Genomic DNA, 25,324 nt, shown 5'->3' with positions numbered 1-25,324 from the left:
TTTTCATTAATCCCTTCAGAACAATTCTTCGTAATCGTCCGAGTCGTCCTGCGCCATATGGTCACTGCTTATGGTAACGCTTCTGCCGCCGGTCATTTCACGTCCGCGGTAAGGATTTTGCTGTCCATAAGGAGCGCTGCTTCTGGCAGGCGCTGTACGCTCTGTTACTACACTTCTTGCGGATCCTTCCGCACTTCTGACATTCTGTCCGCCACTCCGGCTCTGACCGGAAGGTCTGCCCTGCCCCGCAGGATGGGCCGTCTGGTTTGCCGGCCGGCGCTGGGTGTTGATCTTTTTCACAGTATTGGTCGGTGCCGCAACGGTCATCTTCGGTACCGCTTTTACATAATAATAATACTCATCATCTTCAAACTGCACCTTTTCCGTCCTACTGTAATCCAGGCAGAACCGGAAAAATTCTATCGCCTTACATACCAGCACAGTAACAACCGCTCCCAGCAGCGCACTGAAGATAGAAAGGTTGGTATCATACATGAGATCCCCCACCAGCAGGATCAGTACTTCTATCATGACTCCGGCGATCATTGCGATGGTCCAGGAATGATCCACACTCATTCTGCGAATGAGATATACTACGACCACCGTAATGGTAAATGCCACGATGGTTACCAGCATAGCCTTGCTTCCCAAAATGCCGTCGATCAGCAGACGCAGCTTCGCCGTAGCCTCTTCCGCACCCATGGAATTGATCGTAGGTGCATTGGTGATCACTGTCTGAAGCAGATAATATACCACAACGCCGCAGCTTACCGATACGCAGGAAGCGGGAGTGCCGATCAGTCCCATAGCCACCGGCATCACATAGGGAAGCTTCAGCATACACAGCACCGGTGTCAGCACCACTACCATTGCTTCCTTCGCCGTGAAACGCAGGAACAGCAGATACAACAGTAAGAATACTACCAGTCCCACTGCAGCTGTCTCCAGAGACAACGCATACATATGCAGCAGAGAGAACATCATGGCAAATAATACAATAAAACCGGTAGGCAAAAAGGAACATAGCAGAGAAACGATCAGTACGATCGCCATATTGTCCAGTTTTGTCATGTAACCCATTTTACCGTTTATGATACTCAGCACAATGAAGCTGAGCAGGAACTTGATCACCGGTGCAATAAACGCTTCATTCCGGCTGTATATCTTTTTCAGATTTTCTCTTAATTCCAGTAACGCAGTCATATTTCCTCCAAATTAATCTGCTGCCTACTCATTATATATAGAATTCAGCTTTTTCAGATTATTATAATAGCATTTCAGGCTTTTTTTCGCCCTGGCATAACGCAAAGAGCAGATCAGGTAGGAGGCAATTCCGTATACCACTACCGTGATTCCATAATATATCAGAACATTTTTGGCAAAACTGACCAGATCCATTTTATAAATGTCCTGCATAAAGGTCTCAAAATCGTAAAAAATAAACAGAGCAAAACAGACCGCATAGGCGATCGTGGCACACAATACGGATTTCAATACCTGTATCGCAATGTAGTCACTGCGAAAATACCGGCCGATCGCCATGTTCCTTTTGCCTTCGTTTTCTTCATAAGATGCCATCTGGGTCATCAATATGATCTTTTCTTCGTTCAGCATAACTCCTCCGTCTGCGGATGCCTACAGATAACGCATCCGTTCTCCGTCCCTGGAGATTCTGGTGCTCTGCGTTCCTACAGACTTTTTGGGCAGCACACTCTGGAGATCCATGGACATTTCATACTTACATTTTTCGCAAAATCTTCCGCTGCGGATCGGTGCGCCGCACTTTTCACACTGCAGATAGATTGCGGATCCTTCTGTCAGCTCCAGTCTCTCTTCTCTGAGCCACTGTTGGATCTGTGAGGGTTCCACATCGCAGTTCTCTGCCACATCCTGTATTCCCACTCCGGGATTCGCGCGGATATATTCTTTTACTTCCTGGAACTTTGCTTCCATTTTTTCTCTGCAATGAGGACACAGGATTGGACCTGCTACATAATTAAATATATGTCCGCACATTCTGCAATTTCTTATATTCATTATACTTCACACCTTCCTCATCATAATCCGGCCCCACAGGCCAGCGTAACGCAATACACTTCGGATACGCCATGGGATTTCAGCAAAGCTGCGATCTCATCCAGCGTGGTACCTGTCGTATAAATATCATCCACCAGAATAATCCGGTCATATAATTTTACATCATTTCTGCCTATATTAAAAGCCTTTTTCAAATTATTTTGCCTTTCCGCGGGATTTAACCGCTTCATAGGCGCCGTATTCCGCACTCTTTTCACCAGCTTTTCATCTACCGGCAGCTGCATGTTTTTCCCCAGGGCCCGTGCCAGGCAGGCTGCCTGATTGTATCCCCGCTTCGAAAGCTTCTTTTTATGCAGAGGTACCGGTACCAGTACGTCCGGCGATACGCTGCGGATAAAATCTCCCAGATATTTTCCCATTTCTTCTCCGAAGAATTCCGCGTATTCCTGTCTTCCCTTGTATTTAAAACGGTATATGGAAGGTGCGGCCGCCGCATATTCATACAGTGTTCTGGAGCGATCAAACATATGCTGTTTCTGGTGGCAGTCGCTGCAGAATTCTCCGTCTTCCCGTATCTTTTTGCCACATTTCATACACCATGGCGGAGTTACCACGCGAAGCTTCGGAAGACATTCCAGGCAGATCTTCTCTCCGAAAGGTTTTACGATCCTGTCACACACCGGACATCTCGTAGGGAACAGCAGCTGCCATAGTATCTTCATGCTTCCTCCCGCAAGCAGCATATCTCGGGGAGATCACAAACCTCCCGGATTCTCTGCTCCAGTGCAGTGTATCTGCGATTCTCACTGACATTGTCGATCATATTCCGGACTGTTTCACTGCTTCCCAGAATCGTGACACAGTTTCTGGCTCTGGTAATCCCCGTATACAGAAGATTGCGGTTAAACAGCATTCTCGGTCCTCCGAGAAGCGGCAGAATAACCGCCGGGTATTCACTTCCCTGGGACTTATGTATGGTGATTGCATACGACAATTCCAGTTCTTCCAGTCCGGAGAATGGGTAATTTACACGTCTGCCATCATCAAACTCTACCGTCAGTGTCGCAGCGGTATCATTGATCTCCCGTATTCTTCCCATGTCTCCATTGAATACACCCAGGCCTTTATCTATGGGAATATTATATCTGCCGACGATCTCCCATTCCAGCTGATAGTTATTTTTGATCTGCATGACCTTGTCGCCCTCACGGAACACTGCATTTCCGCACGCATGCTCTTTTTTACAGGGATCGGCTGGATTCAGATACCGCTGCAGAATTCCGTTTAAGGTTTCACATCCCAGACTCCCCTTTCTCATGGGCGTCAATACCTGAATGTCAAACGGCGTTGCATTGACATATCGGGGCAGCTTATCCTGGATCAGCTGAATCATATGTTTATATATGACATTTACGTCACTTCTCTCCAGCAGGAAGAAATCCTTTGATTTATTGTCTAACGCGATCTGTTCTCCTTTATTGATGCGGTGTGCATTGACAACAATGTCACTTTGTCCGGCCTGCCGGAAGATTTTCTCCAGTGTCACCATGGGGAACGCCTTGCTGTTCATGATGTCTCTTAATACCTGTCCCGGGCCTACGCTGGGCAGCTGATCCACGTCTCCCACAAGGATGAGTCTCGTCCCCGGAAGGATTGCTTTCAACAGCGCCTGAAACAGCTGGATATCTACCATGGACATCTCATCAATGATCACGACATCAGCTTCCAACGGATTCTCCTGGTTTCTTTCGAAATTTGCCTTTCTGCTGTCATCTCCGGATAATGCGCTGTTCAGTTCCAACAGCCGGTGTATCGTCTTAGCCTCGAATCCGGTTGCTTCCGTCATCCTCTTCGCCGCACGGCCTGTGGGTGCTGCCAGAAAAATATCCATTCCCTCCGATTCGAAATAACGGATGATCATATTGATGGTAGTTGTCTTGCCGGTTCCCGGACCGCCGGATAAAATAAAAAGACCGTTTTTGATACTTTCTTCCACTGCTTTCAACTGCAGTTCATCCAGTTCCATGGACAGATTTTCCGCCATCCGCTCCAGTCTCTTGCGGATTGCCATGTCCTGTGACGGCAGATTCTCCGATTCTGCCATGGGAATATTCAGATTCCGCAGCATATTGGCACAATTCAGTTCCGCATAATAATAAGGTGCCGTAAACACCGCTTCTCCTTTCGCCACCAGCTTCCGGTCCACGATCAGATTATCCACCTGCGGACGGATATTATCCTCTGTCACTCCCAATAGTTCCGCTCCACGGCAGAGCAATTGCTCCAATGGCAGATAACAGTGCCCTTCTCCTACCGCCTGTAACAGCGTATACAAGATTCCACTGCGGATACGATAATCCGAGTCCGTGTGAATTCCGATCCTTCCCGCGATCTCATCCGCGATCCGGAATCCGACGCCGCTCACATCCTCCGCCAGACGATACGGATTTTCCCGCATGACGCTATACATTTCCGCACCATAAGTATTATATATTTTTACCGCCAGTGTATTACTTATGCCGTATTGCTGCAAATATACCAGCGCTTCCCGAAGATCCTTTTTTTCTTCCATCTGGATGGCGATCTCCTGTGCTTTTCGTTCGCTGATACCCTTCACTTCCGCCAGGCGCTCCGGCTCTTCTTCTATGATCCGGAACGTGTCATCGCCGAATTTTTTCACAATACGAGCCGCCAGTGCCTCTCCCACTCCGCGGATCGCACCGGATCCCAGATATCTTTCCATTCCTACACGATCCGTGGGGGTCACCGTCTCGTAGTTCTGTATTTTAAACTGTCTTCCATACACCGGATGCTCTATATACTCCCCTTCGGCAGTGATATTTTCTCCCTGTCCCAGACCTTTGCACATGCCGACACAGGTCACTTCTTCCCCTTCCATCATCAGTATCATGACGGTATATCCATTTTCACTGTTCTGAAAGACAATATGATCTACATATCCTGTAATGCTTTCCATTTTTATTCCTCATTCTGCTGTGTATTTGTGGCTGTTCTCTGCGAAATGCCCGGAAAATGCCGCGGTTGCGGTAAAAGATAAAGAAAAGGGCCGCCGGGAACGGCAGCCCGAAATACTTACTCAAGATTATAATTGCGCTTCATTTGCTCATAAAGCATCTGTGCCAGTCCCAGACTGTTCTGCTCTGTGGAATCTGATGCGATCTGCTGTACCATTTCATCCTTATAATAGTCCATCAGCTGGGAATTGGAGGAAGAAGTATCCTCGCTCTCCGGAATGGTCTTCATCATTTCTTTGAACATCTGCTCCAAAAAATAGGATTCAAACTGTTTGCAGGCATCCATGAGTTCATCATCTGTTGCCTTCGAATAATCGGAGCTGTTTAATTTATCCTGTAATTTGGAAGCCGTCTGGTTCGCTGCATTGGTGTAAGCGGTACTGTCCAGCGCAGAGTTTCCGTATAAACTTCTAATATCCATAATTTAGCCTTTCTAGATTCCACGGTAATGAGCAATGCATCTCGAAAACGCTTCGCGTTTCCTTCGATGTCGGGCATTCGCCCTATCAAACCGCAATCTGACAATTTTGCCTGCCAGCAGGCAAATTGTCATCTTTCGCTTTGACATTTCTCATTACCTACGCAGGTTGTTAGCCTGCTGTAGCATTTCATCGGATGCCGTAATGGCCTTGGAGTTCAGTTCATAAGCTCTCTGTGCCACGATCATATTGACCATCTCATCCACTACCTGTACGTTGGAGCTTTCCAGATATCCCTGGATGATACTGCTTCGTTCCACATTATTATTGGTAGCTTCGTTGATCGCCTGTCCACTGGCTGCTGTCTGCTGATACAGGCTGTCTGCCAGTCTCTCCAGGCCGTTCGGATTGTTGAACTGGAATACGCCGATCGTAATACCGATGGGTTGCGGATTGTTCTGTGCATCCGGATAGCAGAGGCTGCCGTCCTTGCTGACAGTAACCTTGCTCATTACATAGTTATTACTAAGGACAATGGGACGTCCCTGCGTATCCAGTACCGGAAGTCCCTCTGAGGTTGCCAGCATATTGCCACCGTTCGAAGCCAGGGTAAACTTCAGATTACCATTTCTCGTATAATAGGTATTGCCGTCCGCACCGCGAACTGCGAAAAATCCCTTACCGTCAATTGCAAATGCGGTGTCGCTGTCGGATGCCGTCAGGCTTCCTTCCTTAAACACGGAACTGATGGAAGCATTCCGTACGCCCAGTCCCACCTGTGCACTGCTCGGTTTCGCATCTCCATTAGCGGAGGTTGTTTTCGTCTGGATGTTTTGATATAACAGGCTCTTAAATTCATTCACCTGTGTCTTATAGCCTGTGGTGTTGACATTTGCCAGGTTATTGGCAATGGTATCCACATTTGTCTGTTGTGCGATCATGCCGGTCGCTGCTGTCCATAAGCTTCTGACCATATGTAGTCTCCTCTCACGCTGTCCCTAATATCATCCATGATCCGGTTTTCCATCCTGAAAGTTGTGTATCAAGGTCGGGTGCTTTTGCCCCCCGACATTGATGCCTACGGATTGCTCCGTGCTACGCACTCCCACAATCCTACCCTCTATTCGCATATCGTGGGATTATCATCCCACTTTTATGCTCATATCGGGGCGGGTCCTAAGGTCTTTCACCCACCTATGAGCAAGCTCATGTGGGCTTAGACCTTTTGACCCTGGCATCATTATATATATCGGCTCTTTTTTATTTTAGATTACTGTACTCTGCCAATCTGGTTCACTGCTACGTCCAGTGTATCGTCGATCGTCTGCACTACCTTCTGATTCGACTCATATGCCCGGGTAATCGAAATCAGATTCACCATTTCCGATACGATCTGCACATTTGCCATTTCCAGATAACCAGATTTCACCTGTGCTTTTGCCGCAATCGTTTTGGCACCCTGGATTGGCTGATAGTAGGTCTCGCCGTATTTTTCCAGATAATCATAATCTTCGAAATCTGTCACCTGAATCTTAGCCACTGCCTGACCATTCTGGTAGATCGTGCCGTCATCTGTGATGGAAGAATCGATCAGAGTATTCAGCCGGATCCGTCTGTTCTGTGTATCCAGGACATAGTCACCCTCTTCTGTCACCAGATAGCCGTCCTTGTTCAGTGTGAATTGACCGGCGCGGGTATATTTGGTATCTGTCTCTCCGGCTTTGTTCGTAAATTCAATGGCAAAAAAGCCTTCTCCCGACAAAGCAAGATCATACGTATTGCCCGTGATTCGGAAAGATCCCTGGGAATAGTCTGTATAATTCTCACCGATCTTAACTCCGGGATTCTTCACTCCCAGTCTCTGCACATTTCGCATGCCTACGGACTGGTCCTTGATCTTAACTGTCAGCACATCATCAAAGGACTGGCTGGTGGAGCCTTCCTTTTTATAGCCGACGGTAGATGCATTGGCCAGATTGTTGGTCATGATATCCATTCGGTTCTGCTCGTTTATCATACCCGTGTATGCGGTGTATAATCCTTTAACCATTTGTATCCTCCATTTGCGATATCGATCCTTCGACAAATGTCCGGCATCCTGCCATTTGCTTCATTAATTATCTCTGTATCCTGCAAGGAACTCTACGTATTTACCGGTTCCGATGGCTACTGCTGTCATGGGATCCTCAGCTGTCATGGTATTGATCCCTGTCTTGGCAGAGATCAGATCCTCCAGACCGCGCAGTAAGCTTCCGCCTCCGGTCAGCACAATCCCTCTGTCGGCAATATCCGCTGCCAGCTCAGGGGGAGTCTTCTCCAGAACACTGTGAATGGTCTCCACGATCTGTGCTGTGGTCTCGCGCAGAGCTTCCTCTGTCTCCTCGGAAGATACCTTGACGGTCTTCGGCAGACCGGTTACCAGGTTACGTCCTCTGACATCCATATAATCCACTTCCGCTCTCTTATAGCAGGAACCGATCTTGATCTTCAGATCTTCTGCGGTTCTCTCACCGATGAGCAGATTGTGTTTCTTACGCATATAACGAACAATGGCTTCGTCGAAATCATCTCCGGCGATCTTGATGGAAGCGCTGACTACCGTACCTCCCAGAGAGATCACGGCGATATCGGAAGTACCACCGCCGATATCCACGATCATGTTACCGCAGGGCTTGGAGATATCAATTCCGGCACCGATTGCTGCTGCAATGGGTTCTTCAATGATGGATACCTCTCTGGCACCTGCCTGATAGGTAGCATCTTCTACGGCTTTCTTCTCTACTTCCGTAACGCCGCTGGGTACGCAGACCGCGATACGGGGCTTACGGAAAGTTCTCTTACCCAGAGCCTTCTGGATAAAATACTTCATCATTTTCTCAGTTACAGTATAGTCGGAGATAACACCCTGACGTAAGGGTCTTACCGCTACGATATTGCCGGGAGTTCTTCCCAGCATCAGACGTGCATCCTCTCCAATGGCTTTAATCTTGTTCGTGTCTCTATCAAAAGCTACAACAGAGGGTTCCTTTAATACGACTCCCTTTCCTCTGATGTATACCAGAATGCTGGCGGTACCTAAATCAATTCCGATGTCTGTGCACTGCATTTTCTATTCTACCCCTTTCCGATGGTATCAATCTATATATAAGTTTAGACTCTACACGCTATTTTAGTCATATACATCATATTATAACTGAATTTTTCCCATTTTCATAGAGGGTAATTATTAATTTTTATAACTATTCAGAACCATGCAAATATCATCGCCTATTTGTCGAATTTTTGCAAATGGGGGCTGAATAGTTATCGTAACTCCTTCTCCAACATCTTTTTCACATAGTAGCCGGTATAGGATTTTTTCACCTTTACGATCTCTTCCGGAGTACCCTGTGCGATCACGGTACCGCCGCGGTCGCCGCCTTCCGGTCCCATATCGATAATATAGTCCGCGGTCTTGATCACATCGAGGTTGTGTTCGATGACGACTACAGTATTTCCGCCGTCTGCCAGTCTGTGGAGGATTTCCACCAGCTTATGCACATCTTCAAAATGTAATCCTGTCGTAGGCTCATCAAGAATATAGATCGTCTTCCCGGTACTTCTCCTGGAGAGTTCGGTTGCCAGTTTGATACGCTGTGCCTCACCGCCGGATAACGTGGTAGAGGGCTGTCCCAACTTCACATAAGAAAGTCCCACATCATATAAGGTCTCGATCTTTCTGCGGATATAGGGCACATTCTCAAAGAAAGGCAATGCTTCCTCTACGGTCATGTCCAGTACGTCGAAAATGCTCTTGCCCTTGTATTTCACATCCAGTGTCTCACGATTGTAACGTTTGCCACCGCAGACCTCACAGGGCACATAGACGTCCGGCAGAAAATGCATCTCGATCTTGATAATGCCATCACCGCCGCAGGCTTCGCAACGTCCGCCCTTGACATTGAAGCTGAAGCGGCCCTTGCTGTAGCCCTTCGCCTTGGCATCCGCCGTAGAGGCGAACAGATCGCGGATCAGGTCAAACACTCCGGTATAGGTAGCCGGATTGGATCTGGGGGTGCGTCCGATGGGGGACTGGTCAATGTTGATGACTTTATCCAGCTGCTCCACGCCTTCGATTCCCTTATGTTTACCGGGAATACAACGTGCACGGTTCAGCTCTCTCGCCAAATGTTTGTAGAGAATCTCATTCACCAGTGAGCTTTTTCCGGAGCCAGACACACCGGTAACGCATGTCATGACGCCCAATGGGATCTCCACATCTACATTTTTCAGGTTATTTTCCTGTGCTCCCAATACTTTGATCCAGCCGGTAGGAGTTCTCCTGGTCTCCGGCACAGGAATTCTTTTTTTACCGCTGAGATATTGTCCCGTAATGGACTCCGGGATCTGCATGATCTCTTCTGCAGTACCACAGGCGATAACCTCGCCACCGTGGGAACCGGCACCGGGACCAATATCTACGATATAATCCGCTGCCAGCATGGTATCCTCATCGTGTTCCACCACTACCAGGGTATTGCCCAGATCCCGAAGATTCTTCAGGGTATTCAGCAGTTTGTCATTGTCTCTCTGGTGCAGTCCGATACTGGGCTCATCGAGAATATAGCACACGCCCACCAGTCCGGAACCGATCTGGGTCGCCAGGCGGATACGCTGTGCCTCACCACCGGACAGGGTAGCGGTAGCTCTGGCCAGGGACAGATATTCCAGTCCTACATCCACCAGGAATCCCACTCTGGCGCGGATCTCCTTCAGGACTCTCTCTCCGATGAACTGCTGCTGTTTCGTTAGGGTCATGGTGTCCAGGAACTTCTGCAGGTCGCGGATAGACATGGAAGTGATCTCGTAAATATTTTTATCGCATACCGTAACTGCCAGGGACTCCTTCTTCAGGCGCATTCCCTTACATTCTTTACAGGGGGTAATGCGCATAAAGGTTTCGTATTCCTGTTTGGAGCTTTCGGATGCAGTCTCGCGATAACGACGCTCCACATTTTTGATCAGTCCTTCGAATGCTACCGGATACACACCACTTCCGCGCTGGCCGGTATAATGTACCATAACTTCCTTACCATTGGTTCCATGGATCAGGATATCATGAATTTTCTGCGGGTACTCTTCAAAAGGAGTGTCCAGGTCAAAATGATATTCCTTGGCCAGTGCCTGCAATATGGCATTGGTAAAACTGCCCTTGTCCGCGCAGGACTGCCACCCCATCACGGTAATCGCTCCCTGATTGATGCTGAGTCTCTTGTCCGGGATCATCAGATCCTCATCAAACTCCATCTTGTAACCCAGCCCAAAACATACCGGACAGGCACCGAAAGGATTGTTGAAGGAGAAGCTTCTCGGCTCCACTTCGCTGACACTGATGCCGCAGTCCGGACAGGAGAAGCTCTGGCTGAAGGTCACCGGCTCGCCACCGATCACATCCACCACCAACAGGCCTTCGGCCAGCTCCAGTACGTTTTCAATGGAATCTGTCAGACGGCGCTGAATACCATCCTTTACCACCAGACGGTCTACTACAATGTCGATATTGTGCTTGATATTTTTATCCAGTTTGATCTCTTCCGTCAGTTCATACATACTGCCGTCGATCCGTACCCTGACATAACCGCTTCTCTTGGCACGCTCCAGCACTTTGGCATGCTCGCCCTTACGGCCTCTGACCACGGGGGCCAGCAGCTGGATCTTCGTACCTTCTCCCATGTTCATGATCTGGTCTACCATCTGGTCTACGGTCTGTTTGGAAATCTCCCTGCCGCACTTCGGGCAGTGGGGAATACCGATCCTCGCATACAACAGGCGGAAGTAATCATAAATCTCCGTTACCGTACCCACAGTGGAACGAGGGTTACGGTTGGTCGACTTCTGATCGATGGAAATGGCGGGAGACAGTCCCTCGATGCTTTCTACGTTGGGTTTCTCCATCTGCCCCAGGAACTGTCTCGCGTAGGAGGACAGAGATTCCATATAACGCCTCTGTCCTTCGGCATAGATCGTATCAAATGCCAGGGAAGACTTTCCGGAACCGGACATACCGGTGAGTACCACCAGTTCATTTCTGGGAATGTCCACATTAATGTTTTTCAGATTATGTTCATTGGCACCCCGGATCTTAATGTATTCCCGGGGGCGCATCTTCTTTGCTTCTTCCATTGTCTTGCCTTTCTTATTTCATATCATTCCATATCATTTAATTGTTTCTTTAATTCAAGCATTTTATCTCTAAGTTCTGCCGCCGCCTCGAAGTTCAGGTCTGCCGCTGCCTTCTGCATCTTCTTCTGGATCTCGCCGATGAGCTTCTCCAGTTCCTTCTTCGTCATGGATTCCGGATCCTTCTCGAAGCGTACCTCCTCCTTGGCGATCACCCTGGAGATGCTGATGAGATCCCGCACCGCCTTTTTGATCGTCTGCGGGGTAATGCCATGTTCTTCGTTATACTTCATCTGAATCTCGCGACGTCTGTTGGTCTCGTCCAGCGCTTCCCGCATGGAATCCGTGATCGTGTCGGCATACATGATGACATGTCCCTCCGCATTACGTGCGGCACGGCCGATGGTCTGGATCAGGGATGTTGCACTTCTTAGGAACCCTTCCTTGTCCGCATCCAGGATCGCTACCAGTGTGATCTCCGGAATGTCCAGTCCTTCTCTCAGAAGATTAATACCTACCAGCACATCAAATACATCCAGTCGCATATCACGGATGATCTGGGCACGCTCCAGCGTATCAATGTCGGAATGCAGATATTTTACCCGGATACCGACTTCCTTCATATAGTCTGTCAGGTCTTCCGCCATACGCTTGGTCAGCGTGGTGATCAGTACCTTATGGTGTTTTTCAATCTCTTTATTTACTTCTCCGATCAGGTCATCGATCTGTCCTTCCACAGGGCGTACCTGTACTTCCGGATCCAACAGTCCTGTCGGACGGATGATCTGCTCTGTCCTGAGCAGCTCATGCTCCTTCTCATAATCGGAAGGTGTCGCAGATACGAACATCATCTGGTCTATATGTGCTTCGAATTCTTCGAAATTGAGGGGTCTGTTGTCCAGTGCAGAGGGCAGACGGAAGCCATAGTCTACCAGTGTCTGTTTTCTCGAACGGTCTCCTGCATACATGCCGCGGATCTGCGGAATCGTCATATGAGACTCGTCCACGATGATCAGAAAATCATCCGGGAAAAAGTCCAGCAGCGTCATGGGCGGCGCTCCCGCAGGAAGTCCGTTCAGATGTCTGGAATAATTCTCGATGCCGGAACAGAATCCGGTCTCACGGAGCATCTCGATATCAAAATTCGTCCGCTCCGCGATCCGCTGTGCCTCGATCAACTTGTCTTCGCCCTTGAAAAACTGCACCCGCTCCTTCATCTCTTCTTCGATATTGTCGCAGGCTGCCTTGATCTTCTCCTGCGAGACTACGTAATGAGATGCCGGGAAGATTGCTACATGGTTCAGCTCTGCGTGGATTTTCCCTGTCAGAGGCTCCACCTCGGCGATCCGGTCAATCTCATCTCCGAAAAATTCGATGCGGATCAGATAGTCTCCGCCCTGTGCCGGGTACACTTCCACTACATCTCCCCTGACACGGAAAGTTGCACGTTGGATATCCATATCATTACGGTTGTATTGAATATCGATCAGCTCCCGGAGCACTTCATCCCGGTCCTTCACCATTCCGGGGCGCAGAGATACGATCAGATCCTGATATTCGTCCGGGCTTCCCAGACCATAGATACAGGACACGCTGGCCACCACCACGACATCTCTGCGTTCCGCCAGGGATGCTGTCGCCGACAGACGCAGCTTATCGATCTCATCATTGATGGAAGAATCCTTGGCAATATAGGTATCCGAAGACGGCACATAAGCCTCCGGCTGATAATAATCGTAATAGGAGACAAAATATTCCACTGCGTTCTCCGGGAAAAATTCCTTCATTTCCCCGTAAAGCTGTCCCGCCAGTGTTTTGTTATGCGCAATGATCAGTGTTGGCTTGTTCAGCGCCTGGATCACATTCGCCATTGTAAAAGTCTTACCCGAACCGGTGACACCCAGGAGGGTCTCAAACTGATTGCCCTGCCGGAAACCTTCTACCAGTTCCGCGATTGCCTGCGGCTGGTCTCCGGTGGGCTGATATTCGGAATGTAATTTGAATTGTGAGGGTTCGTTAGAATGATTCATGATGCCTCTCCGTGCAAATCTATCGTTGGAATAATGATCCATAACTATCCGGCAGCGTTACATCGCACCAGATAGTTATGGATAGTATTTTCACGTTACGCACAGATTATAGCAGATTTTTTTTGAAAAGTACAGATGGTTTCGAAAATACGTTCGAATGGTTTGTTCTTTTGTATCTCGCTTTGCCTGTAGAAATCTCTATACAATAAAGTGTTCCACATTCTGCCGGAGCTTGTCCGCAGCGATTCTTGCAGCCTCTGCTTTTTCCTTGATATCGTTGGCTTTTTCTGCGACCACCCCCGTCTTATCCGCAATATCCGTAGTTCCCGAAGCCCCTTCGGTAGCTGCCTTGCTGACTTCGTTGATTGCCTCCATAACACCGCTGATAGATGCCAACAGTTCTTCGGAGGATGCAGAGAAATCCGTTACCAATCCATCGATCTGACCGGCATCATTACTGTAAGAATCAGCCATACCGGAAAATGTTGCAAAGCTGTCCACCACATCTGTTCCGACAAATCCCAGCAGCTTCTGTGTTCCTTCTGCCAGATTGTTTACAGCATTCATCACATTCTTGGTTACATCCTGGATATGTGCAACGGCTGCCTTGGACTGTTCTGCCAGTACACGGATCTCCTCCGCCACCACAGCAAATCCTTTTCCGGCTTCTCCTGCACGTGCTGCCTCAATGGAAGCATTCAATGCCAGTAGATTCGTCTGTCCCGTGATCTGCATAATAGATTCTGCCAGAACTCCGATCTGGTTAACTACCTTGATTTCTTCCAGTGCTCTGGTCAGTCCTTCATTGATCTCTGCATGAATGGCTTTGGTCCGCTGATCATTCTGCGTAATGTCTTTTTTGATACCTACCGCACGCTCACGGATCGCATCCGCCTCAGTAGCACCATCCTGGGAACGTGTTGCAATATTTTTTGCTGCACTCTCGATCTCATGAGACATAGCATTGATCTCTTCGGAAGATGCCGCTGTCTCTTCCATTCCGGCTGCCAGTTCCTCCGTAGTAGCGGACACATCCTCGATCTGCTCATCCAGTGCCTGAATACTGTTATCAATATTCTGCACCATATCGTTGATTTCGTTCGCCTGTTCCTTGACCTCACCGATCAGGCCGCCCATTTCTGTCCTCATAGACTCCAGAGAGACTGCCAGCTGTCCGAAATCATCACGGCGTTTCAAAAGCTTATCTCCCATAGATTTTGTAAAATCTCCCTGTTCCATCACACCGATAGATGCCACACATTTTTTGAGAGGTTTTACAATACTGATAATAATGAAGACAAGAAGGACGATCACAACTGCTCCTTCTATCAGGGTCGATGCAATGAACATCGCCAGTCTTCCTGTCACATAACCGGAAAATTCGTCACTTACTGCGGCAATCCTGTCATCAATATAATCGGTGTAATTACCTGTGCCGATAACCCACTGGAACGGTTCAAACGCTTTGCTGTAGGAACGTTTAGGAGAAGATTCGGTCTCTCCTTCCTTTGGGAATACATAATCTACATAGCCTCCGTCCGGCTCCTGTCCCACTCGGATGATCTCCTTGACCATCTGATATCCGTTGGCATCCTCGGTCTCCATACGGTTGGTACCCTCTGTTGCACTTCCCAGCAATACGACATTGGTTCCGTCATACTGATCTATCCAGAAATATCCGGAATCTCCATAGCGAAGCTGACGGATCTCATCTGCTGCAAGTTTCTTTGCCTCCGCTTCCGTATACACGCCCTCCTGATACTGGTCGTAAATGGTCTGGCAGAGCGAAATTACGTTATCTACCTGCTGCTTGATCTGCTCATCGTAAGAATCTCTTTCATCGGTCTCCATAGTCTCCAATGCCCTGGACTGCAGCTCCATCATGCTTTGTGCTGAAAATATGGTGCACAACACCAGTGCAGCCATCGTTGCCAGTATTACCATGATCATTTTAGTCTGTACTTTTATGTTGTTCATAAGTGTTTCTCCTCTCCCCTTTTGTTTCGCCTGCTTCTGTTGGCTTTTTCATTTTAAATTTTGTTTTTATTTTACCATATTTTACAATTTTATTCAATATTATATATCTTTTTTTGTGCATAATCACTAATTTTCATTTATAACTTTATGATATATCTATTTTCAGAAAATAAAATCGTTATCAACCCTTATCATAAATATTTCCAGGCACCAAAAACCTCAGCAGATTTCTCTACTGAGGTTCTCATTCGCAGGTCAACCCCTGCTTCGCAGGGCTACAAGGATTCGAACCTTGAAATGACGGAGTCAGAGTCCGTTGCCTTACCGTTTGGCGATAGCCCTATGTCGTTTACTTGATGAAGTATACACTATCTTTTCTCATTTTGCAATACCTAATTTAAAAAATTTTAAAAAAGTATACAAAATTGGAACAATTCAGCCAAAAACAAGGCCGCATCCACCTTTTTTGTGATTGCGGCCTCGTCATATTTAAAAAATGAGAGAAACGATATAAGCAATGATTATACTTCAAAGATCAGGTCGCCGTAGGTAGGTACCGGCCATACTTTCTTATCAACCATCATCTCCAGTGCATCCACAGGAGCTCTCAGGTCATCCATTGCGGTATGTACCACATCTTTATAGAAGAAGGCAAGCTTCTTGGGATCTTCGATACCTGCTGCCTCTGCCAGTTTATCTTCCAATGAAGTCTCTGCTGCCTGTGCCTCTGCCAGTTTCTCGGAAATACTCTTCAGAGCTGTGGTCTGCACAGTAGCATCAGCGCCTGCACTCTTAACAGCCAGTACGGTATCCGCCAGAGTCTTGGTGTACTCCATAACTGCGGGAATGTACTGCTTCTTCGCCATATCTACCATGGTCAGAGCTTCGATGTTGATGGTCTTGGAGTAGGTCTCATACAGAACCTCCTCGCGGGATTCCAGCTCAGCCTTGGTGAAGATACCGAACTTCTCGAACAGCTTGATAGACTTTTCGGTGGTCAGAGTCTCAGAAGCTTCTACCATGGACTTGATGTTGGGAAGTCCTCTTCTGGCTGCCTCTTCTACCCATTCCTCGGAATAGCCATTGCCATTGAAGATAATTCTCTGATGCTCTGTCAGGTACTTCTTGATCAGGTCATGTACCGCAATATCGAAGTCGTCTGCCTTCTCCAGAAGATCTGCTGCCTCACAGAAAGCCTCTGCTACGATAGCATTCAGAGTAGTGTTGGGGCTGGCGATGGAATCTGCACTACCTACCATACGGAACTCGAACTTATTACCGGTGAAAGCAAACGGTGAAGTTCTGTTACGGTCTGTTGCATCCTTATCCAGATCAGGCAGTGTGGATACACCGGTTAAAAGCTTACCGCCCTGGATAGAATGAGTTGCATCACCGGTCTCCACCAGCTGCTTTACCACATCCTCCAGCTGCTCGCCCAGGAATACGGAGATGATTGCGGGAGGTGCCTCGTTCGCTCCCAGTCTGTGATCGTTGCCGACATCGGATGCACTCTGACGAAGCAGGTCTGCATGCGTATCTACAGCTTTCAGGATACAAGCCAGTACCAGCAGGAACTGGATGTTCTCGTTCGGAGTATCGCCGGGATCCAGAAGATTTACACCATTATCGGTTCCCAGTGACCAGTTGTTATGCTTACCGGAACCATTCACGCCGGCGAAAGGTTTCTCATGAAGCAGGCAGGTCATGCCGTGACGACCGGCTACCTTTTTCATGGTCTCCATAACCAGCTGGTTGTGATCTACTGCAATATTGGCGGTCTCATAAATGGGAGCCAGTTCATGCTGTGCGGGAGCTACTTCGTTGTGCTGTGTCTTCGCAGTTACACCCAGTTTCCACAGTTCAATGTTCAGGTCTTTCATGAAAGAACCGATTCTCTCACGGATAGTACCGAAGTAATGATCTTCCAGCTCCTGTCCCTTGGGTGCGGGTGCACCGAACAGGGTACGTCCGGCGAAGATCAGATCTTCACGCTTCAGGTATTTATCTCTGTCTACCAGGAAATATTCCTGCTCAGGTCCAACGCTTGCTACTACCTTCGTAGCTTCCGTGTTGCCGAACAGTCTTACGATACGAAGTGCCTGGGTGCTGACAGCTTCCATGGAACGCAGTAACGGTGTCTTTTTATCCAGTGCCTCACCCTTGTAAGAGCAGAATGCAGTGGGAATGCAAAGGATCACGCCGGTAGCATCCTCTTTCAGGAATGCTGGAGATGTGATATCCCAGGCAGTATAGCCTCTTGCCTCAAAGGTTGCTCGTAAGCCTCCGGAGGGGAAGGAAGATGCATCGGGCTCGCCCTTGATCAGTTCCTTACCGGAGAACTCCATGATCATCTTACCGGATTCATCGGGATGAGTTACGAATGCGTCATGCTTCTCTGCGGTAATGCCTGTCAGCGGCTGAAACCAATGTGTATAATGGGTTGCACCATTCTCAACGGCCCAGTCCTTCATTGCTTTAGCTACAACATCTGCGGTAGCCAGTGACAGCTCTCCGCCATGATCAATGATCTTCTTTACTTCTTTGTATACGCTCTTGGGTAATCTTTCCCTCATTTTCCCCAGAGTGAATACCTTACTGCCAAAGATTTCTTCCACATTTAATACTTCACTCATCTTCGTTTCCTCCTTAATTTTGCAATTTTTCATGCTTCCTGCGACTTACTTGCACAAAAAGAAAGGCGCTACACTACTAGTGTAAACGCCTTCGTTCGCATTGAAAAATATTTACTTGTGAGGATCGCTCCTCTATGGTTCATTACTATACAACAGTTTTTTTTCGATTGCAATACCCTTTTTGAAAAAATTTTATGATTGCATCCGAAACGACCTTTGAAACGTTCTATACCTCAAAAAGCAGATCCGCATACGTCGGGAACGGCCAGTATTTTTTATCTACCAGTTTTTCCAGTTCGTCTGCAGGCTTTCTCAGCGCAGTCATAGCCACCATGACTTCATCGTGATAGCAGAATGCCTGCTCCTTGCCTCTCTCCATTGCGGATGCCTTCTTTTCGACATTGAGCAGTGCCTCCGAAGCCTTCTCCATCTCAGTCAGCTTTTGCGTGATCTGCTGCAACATACGGACAGGCACATAGGTATCTCCCCCTGCTTCCGTAATGGCAATGACAGCATCCGCCAGAGACTTGCTGTACTTCATGACTGCGGGGATGATCTGCTTATTTGCCATATCCACCATGGTCAGTGCCTCGATATTGATGGTCTTCGCATAGGTCTCATACAGTACCTCCGCACGGGAACGCAGCTCTGCTTCGGTGAAAATACCGAACTTCTCAAACAGATGGATTGCCTTGGGTGTGGTCAGAGTATCCACTGCTGCCACCATGGAAGGAATGTTGGGCAGTCCTCTTCTGGCTGCTTCTTCTTCCCATTCCTTGGCATAACCGTTGCCGTTGAAGATAATGCGCTGATGCTCGGTCATATATTCCTTGATCAGGTCATGTACTGCCATATCGAAATCTTCCGCACCTTCCAGGCGGTCTGCCGCTTCACAGAAGGCCTCTGCCACAATAGCATTCAGAGTGGTGTTGGGGCTTCCGATGGAATCCTCGCTTCCCACCATACGGAACTCGAATTTATTACCGGTAAACGCAAAAGGTGACGTACGGTTTCTGTCCGTCGCATCCTTGACAAAATCAGGAAGCGTGGATACGCCGGTACGGAGCACGCCGCCCTCTTTCAGATTATCGGCCTTACCGGTCTCCACCAGCTGTGCCACCACATCTTCCAGCTGCTCACCCAGGAAAATGGAAATGATAGCAGGAGGGGCTTCATATCCACCCAGTCTGTGGTCATTTCCTACATTGGATGCACTCTGACGCAGCAGATCCGCATGGACGTCTACTGCTTTCATGATACATGCCAGTACTAACAAAAATTGAATATTTTCATTTGGGGTCTGTCCCGGTTCTAACAGATTCACGCCGTTGTCCGTGGTGATGGACCAGTTGTTATGCTTACCGGAGCCGTTCACACCGGCAAAAGGCTTCTCGTGCAGCATGCAGCGCAGGCCATGCTTGCCTGCCACGCGTTTCAGAGTCTCCATTACCAGCTGGTTATGATCTACTGCCACATTGGCAGACTCATAAATCGGTGCCACCTCATGCTGTGCGGGTGCTGCTTCGTTGTGCTGTGTCTTGGAAGTAACGCCAAGCTTCCACAATTCGATATTCACATCATGCATGAAGCCGCCGATGCGCTCACGGATAACACCGAAGTAATGGTCATCCATCTCCTGGCCCTTGGGTGCAGGAGCACCGAACAGAGTCCGTCCGGCGAAAATAATATCTTCACGCTGCAATGCCTTGGCAGAATCCACCAGGAAATATTCCTGCTCTGCGCCGACGGAGGGCAGTACCTTGGTTGCCTCTGTATTACCGAACAGACGCACAATACGGATTGCCTGTTTGCTCAGAGCTTCCATAGAACGAAGTAACGGTGTCTTTTTATCCAGAGCTTCGCCCTTATAAGAACAGAAAGCAGTGGGGATACAAAGGGTCGGACCGGTTGCTGTCTCTTTGATAAATGCAGGAGAGGTAATATCCCATGTGGTATAACCTCTTGCCTCAAAAGTCGCACGCAAGCCCCCGGACGGGAAAGAAGATGCATCAGGCTCGCCCTTGATCAGTTCCTTACCGGAAAATTCCATGATCATACGGCCATCCTCATCGGGATGTGTTACAAAAGCGTCATGTTTCTCCGCGGTAATGCCGGTCAGCGGCTGGAACCAGTGGGTATAATGTGTCGCTCCATTCTCAATCGCCCAGTCTTTCATGGCCGTCGCCACTACATCTGCTGTCGCCGGGGAAAGTTCTCCTCCCTGATCCATAATCTTTTTTACTTCTTTGTAAGTGCTCTTGGGGAGTCTCTCCTTCATCTTGCCAAGGGTAAATACCTTGCTGGCAAAAAGCTCCTCTACATTCAATTCCTCGCGCATGTCCCTACTTCCCTTCGGTATACTATAGAATTATTATCCAATATAGTTTACAACACGTGCGTTATGATGGTCAATATCTATTTATTAAACACTTTTACAACGTAACAGATCATACTTCTCCGCAGCCTCGGATAATTTTATCCACAACACCTGCTTGGGATGGGGCGCACTATCCACACTTTCCCCATCTTCTGTATACATTGCTTCCACAGTCACAGGTACATTTGCGCCGTCCGGCTTCATGATCTCGATCGTATCTCCCACGCAGAATTTATTCCGCTGTTCGATCCGGCACAGATTATCCTTTACCGCCTCCACGATTCCAAGATAGATATATTCATTCACATAGGTGTTATTATCATAGATCTGTGTATTCTCATCTGGTTTTCCGAAATAAAATCCGGTGGTAAACTGTCTGTAGGTACACTTTGAAATTTCGGTCTGATACCAGTCCATATTTTTCTCATACAATTTCGGATCGGTAAAATAGTCATCAATGGCTTTCCGATAAGTTCTGGTCACAGTTGCGACATACAATGCCGTCTTCATACGGCCTTCGATCTTCAGGCTGTCAATACCTGCTTCCACCAGTTCCGGAATATGCTCGATCATACACAGATCCTTGGAGTTAAAAATATAAGTTCCTCTCTCATTCTCATATACCGGCAGATATTCTCCGGGTCTGGTCTCTTCCACCACAGCATACTTCCAACGGCAGGGATGGGTACAGGCGCCTCTGTTGGCATCTCTCCCGGTAAAAAAATTGCTCAGCAGGCATCTGCCGGAATAAGAGATACACATTGCACCATGGACAAAGCTTTCAATCTCCATTTCTGCCGGAATCTTTTCCCGGATTCCTTTGATCTCCACCAGAGACAGTTCTCTGGCCGAAACGACTCTCTTCGCTCCCAGTTTCCACCAGAACAGATAGGTCTCATAATTTGTATTGTTAGCCTGTGTGGAAATGTGCACTTCCACCTGAGGCCATACTTCCTTCGCGATCATAAACATTCCCGGATCTGAAATGATCAGCGCATCCGGCTGTTCCGGTTTCATATCCCGCAGCTCGGCAAAATATTTTCTGGCCCCGTCAAGGTCATAGTTATGTGCCAGAATATTGGCCGTTACATATACTTTTACGCCATGCGCATGAGCAAATGCCACACCCTCTGCCATTTCCTCACTGCTGAAATTCTTCGCTTTGGCCCGCAGTCCGAATGCTTCTCCTCCGATATATACAGCATCTGCTCCGAACATCACCGCAGTCCTTAATACTTCCAGGCTGCTGGCCGGGATCAAAAGTTCCGGTTTTTTATAATTCATATTCCTTCTTCTCCTACTATTTTTTTGTACTCAACGTCACGCCATCCCCCACGGGCAGAATCACTGTCTCCAGTTCGGGATGATGTTTTAATTCGTATAAATATTCTCGCATTCTCGCATGGATCGTACGGTTGCGCCTGGTGACCGCAAATCGGGATTCTATGATATCTCCGTCCTGCAATACATTATCCGAGATCAGCAGACCGCCCGGAGACAGAAGTCTCAGAATATCCGGCAGGAAATTGATATATTGCCCCTTGGCCGCATCCATGAAGATCACATCGTAAGTACCATCCAATTCTTTCAGTATCTCTGTGGCATCGCCTTCCAAAAGAGTGATTTTGTCTTTTCTTCCATATTTATCAAAATTTTCTCTGGCTATGGGAATTCGTTTTTCATATTTTTCTATGGTTGTGATATGGCAATCCGCCGGCGCATATTCACTCATAAGTAACGCAGAAAAGCCGATAGCAGTCCCGACTTCCAGGATGCTCTTCGGCTTTGTGTATGTCAGTAAAAATTTTAACAGGCTTTGCATAGATCTGCGTATGATCGGAACCTGCGTGTCCAGCGCATATTTTTCAATTTCATTCAGCCATGCGGGATTCCCGCTGTCCAGAGAATCGATAAATGCGGACATTCTCTCGTCTATGATCATAATACTCCCCGTTTCTATTGTCCGTTTCTATTGTCCGTTTTTATTGTGCAACGGTTTCCAGCGGTTGTGTCTCGCCGGTCAGTGCGCTGCCGTTATCTATGGTCTCAACGGATTCTTCTTCCGTACTTTCCGTCTGTCCAGCCATGACTTCCATCATTTCCTCTGCGGTCATAGCAGTACTCAGTTCATAAGTTCCGGGTTGCCAGTCCTTCTTATACTCAGATAACAGATACTGTAATGCGAACAGTCTGCCGTCACGTGTCAGGCCCTTTTCCTGCATCATTGTGCCGATCTCCGTTGCGGACATGTCCGAGGTCAGGGTTACTGTGATCTTACGTCCCTCTCCGGCAGAAACCGCCGGTTCTGTGAAAATACGATAACCGTAGTCATAGCAGGTGGAAGCTCCCGTGTAGACCAGATATACTACAACCACCACAAATACTACTTTTAAGATCGTGCCCAATACGGCACCCGCCAAATTTGCTGTCTTCATATCTTATGCCCTTTCTTACTCGAACTTCATCTGATCGGTGACATAGAGTCCGATCTCCTGCATCATACGGCAGAAAGCCAGTTCCGCAGCAAGAAAATCAGACACCAGCGGATTCTCGCGAAATGCTTCATTCTCTCTGGTGAACTGATCGATCTTGTCGAAATTGGTATCTTTGCTGGTCTGCAATTCAAAGTTTCTTGTCCGGAAGTCATCGATCTGCTTTTTTAATTCCGGCTGCTCCTTTATACGACCCAGTTGTCTGCGATACTCCATGTACGCATCCGTATTGCGGATCGCCTGTACCATCTGTTCTACGGCCTGATTCACATTTTCGTCCGATGTAATCTTCATCTGCTTATGACCTTTCCGGCTATCATTAACCTGCTACACTTCCATGATGATGGGAAGGATCATGGGACGTCTCTTGGTCTTCTTCCACACATAATCACTGAGAACATCCTTGGTGGTGGTCTTCAGCTTGCCCCAATCCGTAATTCCCTTATCCAGGCATGCCTGCAGTGCATCATCCACAGTGCGGCGTGCTTCCTCGATCAGTTCATCGGATTCCTTCACATATACAAAACCTCTGGATACGATATCCGGACCGGCTACCAGCTCACCACTGGCCCTATCCAGACTCATAACCACGATCATAATACCATCTTCTGCCAGGTGCTGTCTATCTCTGAGGACCACATTTCCTACATCACCGACACCCAGTCCGTCTACCAGGATCGCACCGACGGGTACCCTTCCGGCAACTTTCGCCTGTTCCTCGCTGACTTCCAGCACATCTCCGGAAGAGAGGATGAAAATATTGTCCTTGCTGATACCAAGGCTCTCTGCGATCTTTGCCTGTGCTTTCAGGTGTTTATATTCACCATGCACGGGCACCGCATACTTCGGATGGATCAGCGTGTAGATCAGCTTGATCTCTTCCTGACAGGCGTGTCCGGATACATGGGCATCCTGAAAAATAACATCTGCGCCCTTGCGAAGCAATTCATTGATGATCTTGGTAACCGACTTCTCATTTCCCGGGATCGGGTTGGAGGAGAAAATAACCGTATCTCCCGCGCCGATGGTGATCTTGCGGTGCATGTTGTTGGCCATACGGGACAGGGCTGCCATACTCTCGCCCTGGCTTCCGGTGGTGATGATCACCTGCTGTTCATCGGGATAATTTTTCATCTGATCCAGATCCACCAGAGTGTTTTCGGGAATATTAATGCACTCCAGCTTGATGGCGGTATCCAGAATATTCACCATACTGCGACCTTCCACAGCTACTTTACGGCCAAATTTATAGGCTGTGTTGATGATCTGTTGTACCCGATCCACATTGGATGCGAAAGTCGCCACAAAAATTCTGGTATTTTTATGTTCTTCAAATAAGGTATCAAACGTCTTACCTACGGTCTTCTCGGAAGGGGTAAACCCGGGACGCTCGGCATTGGTGGAATCGCACATCAGTGCCAGTACACCCTTTTTACCGATCTCGGCAAAACGCTGTAAATCAATGGCATCTCCATAGACCGGAGTATAGTCTACCTTGAAGTCTCCGGTGTGTACCACGATACCGGCAGGGGAATAAATTGCCAGTGCTGCAGCATCTACGATGCTGTGATTCGTCTTGATGAATTCCACACGGAAATCACCCAGATTGATGGACTGACCGAACTTCACCACTTTGCGTTTGGTCTTCTTCATGAGATTATGCTCTGTCAGCTTGTTCTCAATGATCCCCATGGTCAGACGGGTTGCGTAGATGGGCACATTGATATCACGCAGCACATAGGGCAGTGCTCCGATATGATCCTCATGTCCATGAGTGATGACAAATCCCTTTACCTTATCGATATTATCCTTCAGATATGTTACATCGGGAATGACCAGATCGATTCCCAGCATATCATCCGCAGGGAAAGACAGTCCGCAGTCCACCACAATAATACTGTCCTCATACTGGAAGGCAGTAATGTTCATACCAATCTGCTCCAGACCGCCCAAAGGAATGATCTTCAGGCCTGAAGCGTTACTATTCTCTTTTTTCTTTTTCAACGAAATTACCTCCAAATTCTATACGTCTATACAACTGTTCTTAGTGTATGTATCCCGGCGTTAGAATGGATTGTTATGCTCTGCAAAGAAAGACCTGTGATTTACCTCCCGTTTTCACGGCTCTCTTCTCGAAAACTCCCGTGAAAATCAGATATCCCAGA

The 25,324-nt window shown here is 48.0% G+C and carries 20 protein-coding genes and 1 tRNA gene; 1 reads left to right on the top strand and 20 read right to left on the bottom strand.

The window, feature by feature from the left end; all coding sequences use genetic code 11:
- Positions 1-15: 15 nt before the first annotated feature.
- The 7 genes from H9Q77_RS01495 to H9Q77_RS01465 form a co-directional block, all read right to left on the bottom strand.
- Positions 16-1,203, bottom strand: coding sequence for a hypothetical protein (locus H9Q77_RS01495; RefSeq protein ID WP_249326390.1), 1,188 nt, complete (start codon positions 1,201-1,203; stop codon positions 16-18).
- Positions 1,204-1,227: 24 nt separating this feature from the next.
- On the bottom strand, positions 1,228-1,614 hold the full coding sequence (locus H9Q77_RS01490) for a hypothetical protein (RefSeq protein WP_249326389.1): 387 nt from the start codon (positions 1,612-1,614) through the stop codon (positions 1,228-1,230).
- Positions 1,615-1,635: 21 nt separating this feature from the next.
- Positions 1,636-2,037 carry a flagellar protein gene (locus H9Q77_RS01485; RefSeq protein WP_118547385.1) on the bottom strand — a complete coding sequence of 134 codons (402 nt, stop codon included), beginning with the start codon at positions 2,035-2,037 and terminating at the stop codon, positions 1,636-1,638.
- Between the two features lie 20 nt (positions 2,038-2,057).
- Positions 2,058-2,759 (bottom strand): ComF family protein, encoded by a 702-nt coding sequence (locus H9Q77_RS01480; protein WP_249326388.1) that lies wholly within the window; start codon positions 2,757-2,759, stop codon positions 2,058-2,060.
- A complete protein-coding gene (gene recD2 / locus H9Q77_RS01475; protein ID WP_249326387.1) occupies positions 2,756-5,014 on the bottom strand; it encodes an SF1B family DNA helicase RecD2 in 2,259 nt (752 codons plus the stop codon). The genes H9Q77_RS01480 and recD2 overlap by 4 nt, the downstream gene beginning before the upstream one ends.
- 116 nt (positions 5,015-5,130) lie before the next feature.
- On the bottom strand, positions 5,131-5,493 hold the full coding sequence (locus tag H9Q77_RS01470; RefSeq protein ID WP_249326386.1) for a rod-binding protein: 363 nt from the start codon (positions 5,491-5,493) through the stop codon (positions 5,131-5,133).
- Between the two features lie 153 nt (positions 5,494-5,646).
- Complete coding sequence (locus tag H9Q77_RS01465) at positions 5,647-6,465, bottom strand: flagellar hook-basal body protein (protein WP_022154086.1); 819 nt, start codon at positions 6,463-6,465, stop codon at positions 5,647-5,649.
- Between the two features lie 36 nt (positions 6,466-6,501).
- Between H9Q77_RS01465 and H9Q77_RS16800 the strand changes: the two genes are divergently transcribed.
- Positions 6,502-6,711, top strand: a complete 210-nt coding sequence (locus H9Q77_RS16800; RefSeq protein ID WP_148448180.1) for a hypothetical protein — start codon at positions 6,502-6,504, stop codon at positions 6,709-6,711.
- A 50-nt stretch (positions 6,712-6,761) separates the two neighbouring features.
- Here H9Q77_RS16800 and H9Q77_RS01455 read toward each other — a convergent pair whose 3' ends face one another.
- From H9Q77_RS01455 to H9Q77_RS01395, 13 genes are all read right to left on the bottom strand, one after another.
- Positions 6,762-7,541: a flagellar hook-basal body protein gene (locus H9Q77_RS01455; protein ID WP_022154085.1), complete on the bottom strand. Its 780-nt coding sequence runs from the start codon at positions 7,539-7,541 to the stop codon at positions 6,762-6,764.
- A 63-nt stretch (positions 7,542-7,604) separates the two neighbouring features.
- Positions 7,605-8,597 carry a rod shape-determining protein gene (gene mreB / locus H9Q77_RS01450; RefSeq protein ID WP_022154084.1) on the bottom strand — a complete coding sequence of 331 codons (993 nt, stop codon included), beginning with the start codon at positions 8,595-8,597 and terminating at the stop codon, positions 7,605-7,607.
- Positions 8,598-8,794: 197 nt separating this feature from the next.
- Entirely contained in the window at positions 8,795-11,653 is a 2,859-nt protein-coding gene (gene uvrA / locus H9Q77_RS01445; protein ID WP_249326385.1) for an excinuclease ABC subunit UvrA, read from the bottom strand.
- A 23-nt stretch (positions 11,654-11,676) separates the two neighbouring features.
- The gene (gene uvrB, locus H9Q77_RS01440; RefSeq protein WP_249326384.1) at positions 11,677-13,680 is read right to left on the bottom strand and encodes an excinuclease ABC subunit UvrB; all 2,004 of its coding nucleotides are present in this window, start codon (positions 13,678-13,680) and stop codon (positions 11,677-11,679) included.
- A gap of 198 nt (positions 13,681-13,878) precedes the next feature.
- A complete protein-coding gene (locus tag H9Q77_RS01435; protein WP_148448184.1) occupies positions 13,879-15,657 on the bottom strand; it encodes a methyl-accepting chemotaxis protein in 1,779 nt (592 codons plus the stop codon).
- A 270-nt stretch (positions 15,658-15,927) separates the two neighbouring features.
- Positions 15,928-15,999 (bottom strand) — tRNA-Gln (locus H9Q77_RS01430).
- A gap of 179 nt (positions 16,000-16,178) precedes the next feature.
- Positions 16,179-18,290, bottom strand: coding sequence for a glutamine synthetase III family protein (locus H9Q77_RS01425; RefSeq protein ID WP_249326383.1), 2,112 nt, complete (start codon positions 18,288-18,290; stop codon positions 16,179-16,181).
- Between the two features lie 226 nt (positions 18,291-18,516).
- A complete protein-coding gene (locus H9Q77_RS01420) occupies positions 18,517-20,628 on the bottom strand; it encodes a glutamine synthetase III family protein (protein ID WP_249326382.1) in 2,112 nt (703 codons plus the stop codon).
- A gap of 84 nt (positions 20,629-20,712) precedes the next feature.
- On the bottom strand, positions 20,713-21,951 hold the full coding sequence (locus H9Q77_RS01415) for a peptidase U32 family protein (RefSeq protein WP_249326381.1): 1,239 nt from the start codon (positions 21,949-21,951) through the stop codon (positions 20,713-20,715).
- Between the two features lie 16 nt (positions 21,952-21,967).
- Positions 21,968-22,609, bottom strand: a complete 642-nt coding sequence (locus H9Q77_RS01410; RefSeq protein ID WP_249326380.1) for an O-methyltransferase — start codon at positions 22,607-22,609, stop codon at positions 21,968-21,970.
- A gap of 40 nt (positions 22,610-22,649) precedes the next feature.
- The gene (locus H9Q77_RS01405) at positions 22,650-23,102 is read right to left on the bottom strand and encodes an endolytic transglycosylase MltG (RefSeq protein WP_249326379.1); all 453 of its coding nucleotides are present in this window, start codon (positions 23,100-23,102) and stop codon (positions 22,650-22,652) included.
- Positions 23,103-23,117: 15 nt separating this feature from the next.
- Complete coding sequence (locus H9Q77_RS01400) at positions 23,118-23,453, bottom strand: YlbF family regulator (protein WP_022152841.1); 336 nt, start codon at positions 23,451-23,453, stop codon at positions 23,118-23,120.
- A gap of 33 nt (positions 23,454-23,486) precedes the next feature.
- Positions 23,487-25,163 (bottom strand): ribonuclease J, encoded by a 1,677-nt coding sequence (locus H9Q77_RS01395; protein WP_022152842.1) that lies wholly within the window; start codon positions 25,161-25,163, stop codon positions 23,487-23,489.
- Positions 25,164-25,324 lie beyond the last annotated feature (161 nt).

It is taken from the genome of Simiaoa sunii (assembly GCF_014337175.1).
GTDB lineage: Bacteria > Bacillota > Clostridia > Lachnospirales > Lachnospiraceae > Acetatifactor > Acetatifactor intestinalis.
The sequence above is the reverse complement of the archived record's forward strand: the minus strand, read 5'-3'. Positions and strand labels throughout refer to the sequence as shown.

Coding starts and splice junctions, on each gene's coding strand:
- H9Q77_RS01465 (WP_022154086.1), bottom strand. CDS start 6,465: ATGGTCAGAAGCTTATGGACAGCAGCGACCGGCATGATCGCACAACAG.
- H9Q77_RS01415 (WP_249326381.1), bottom strand. CDS start 21,951: ATGAATTATAAAAAACCGGAACTTTTGATCCCGGCCAGCAGCCTGGAA.
- H9Q77_RS01420 (WP_249326382.1), bottom strand. CDS start 20,628: ATGCGCGAGGAATTGAATGTAGAGGAGCTTTTTGCCAGCAAGGTATTT.
- H9Q77_RS01485 (WP_118547385.1), bottom strand. CDS start 2,037: ATGAATATAAGAAATTGCAGAATGTGCGGACATATATTTAATTATGTA.
- uvrA (WP_249326385.1), bottom strand. CDS start 11,653: ATGGAAGAAGCAAAGAAGATGCGCCCCCGGGAATACATTAAGATCCGG.
- H9Q77_RS01410 (WP_249326380.1), bottom strand. CDS start 22,609: ATGATCATAGACGAGAGAATGTCCGCATTTATCGATTCTCTGGACAGC.
- uvrB (WP_249326384.1), bottom strand. CDS start 13,680: ATGAATCATTCTAACGAACCCTCACAATTCAAATTACATTCCGAATAT.
- H9Q77_RS01400 (WP_022152841.1), bottom strand. CDS start 23,453: ATGAAGATTACATCGGACGAAAATGTGAATCAGGCCGTAGAACAGATG.
- recD2 (WP_249326387.1), bottom strand. CDS start 5,014: ATGGAAAGCATTACAGGATATGTAGATCATATTGTCTTTCAGAACAGT.
- H9Q77_RS16800 (WP_148448180.1), top strand. CDS start 6,502: ATGATCCGGTTTTCCATCCTGAAAGTTGTGTATCAAGGTCGGGTGCTT.
- H9Q77_RS01425 (WP_249326383.1), bottom strand. CDS start 18,290: ATGAGTGAAGTATTAAATGTGGAAGAAATCTTTGGCAGTAAGGTATTC.
- H9Q77_RS01490 (WP_249326389.1), bottom strand. CDS start 1,614: ATGCTGAACGAAGAAAAGATCATATTGATGACCCAGATGGCATCTTAT.
- H9Q77_RS01495 (WP_249326390.1), bottom strand. CDS start 1,203: ATGACTGCGTTACTGGAATTAAGAGAAAATCTGAAAAAGATATACAGC.
- mreB (WP_022154084.1), bottom strand. CDS start 8,597: ATGCAGTGCACAGACATCGGAATTGATTTAGGTACCGCCAGCATTCTG.
- H9Q77_RS01455 (WP_022154085.1), bottom strand. CDS start 7,541: ATGGTTAAAGGATTATACACCGCATACACGGGTATGATAAACGAGCAG.
- H9Q77_RS01470 (WP_249326386.1), bottom strand. CDS start 5,493: ATGGATATTAGAAGTTTATACGGAAACTCTGCGCTGGACAGTACCGCT.
- H9Q77_RS01435 (WP_148448184.1), bottom strand. CDS start 15,657: ATGAACAACATAAAAGTACAGACTAAAATGATCATGGTAATACTGGCA.
- H9Q77_RS01405 (WP_249326379.1), bottom strand. CDS start 23,102: ATGAAGACAGCAAATTTGGCGGGTGCCGTATTGGGCACGATCTTAAAA.
- H9Q77_RS01480 (WP_249326388.1), bottom strand. CDS start 2,759: ATGAAGATACTATGGCAGCTGCTGTTCCCTACGAGATGTCCGGTGTGT.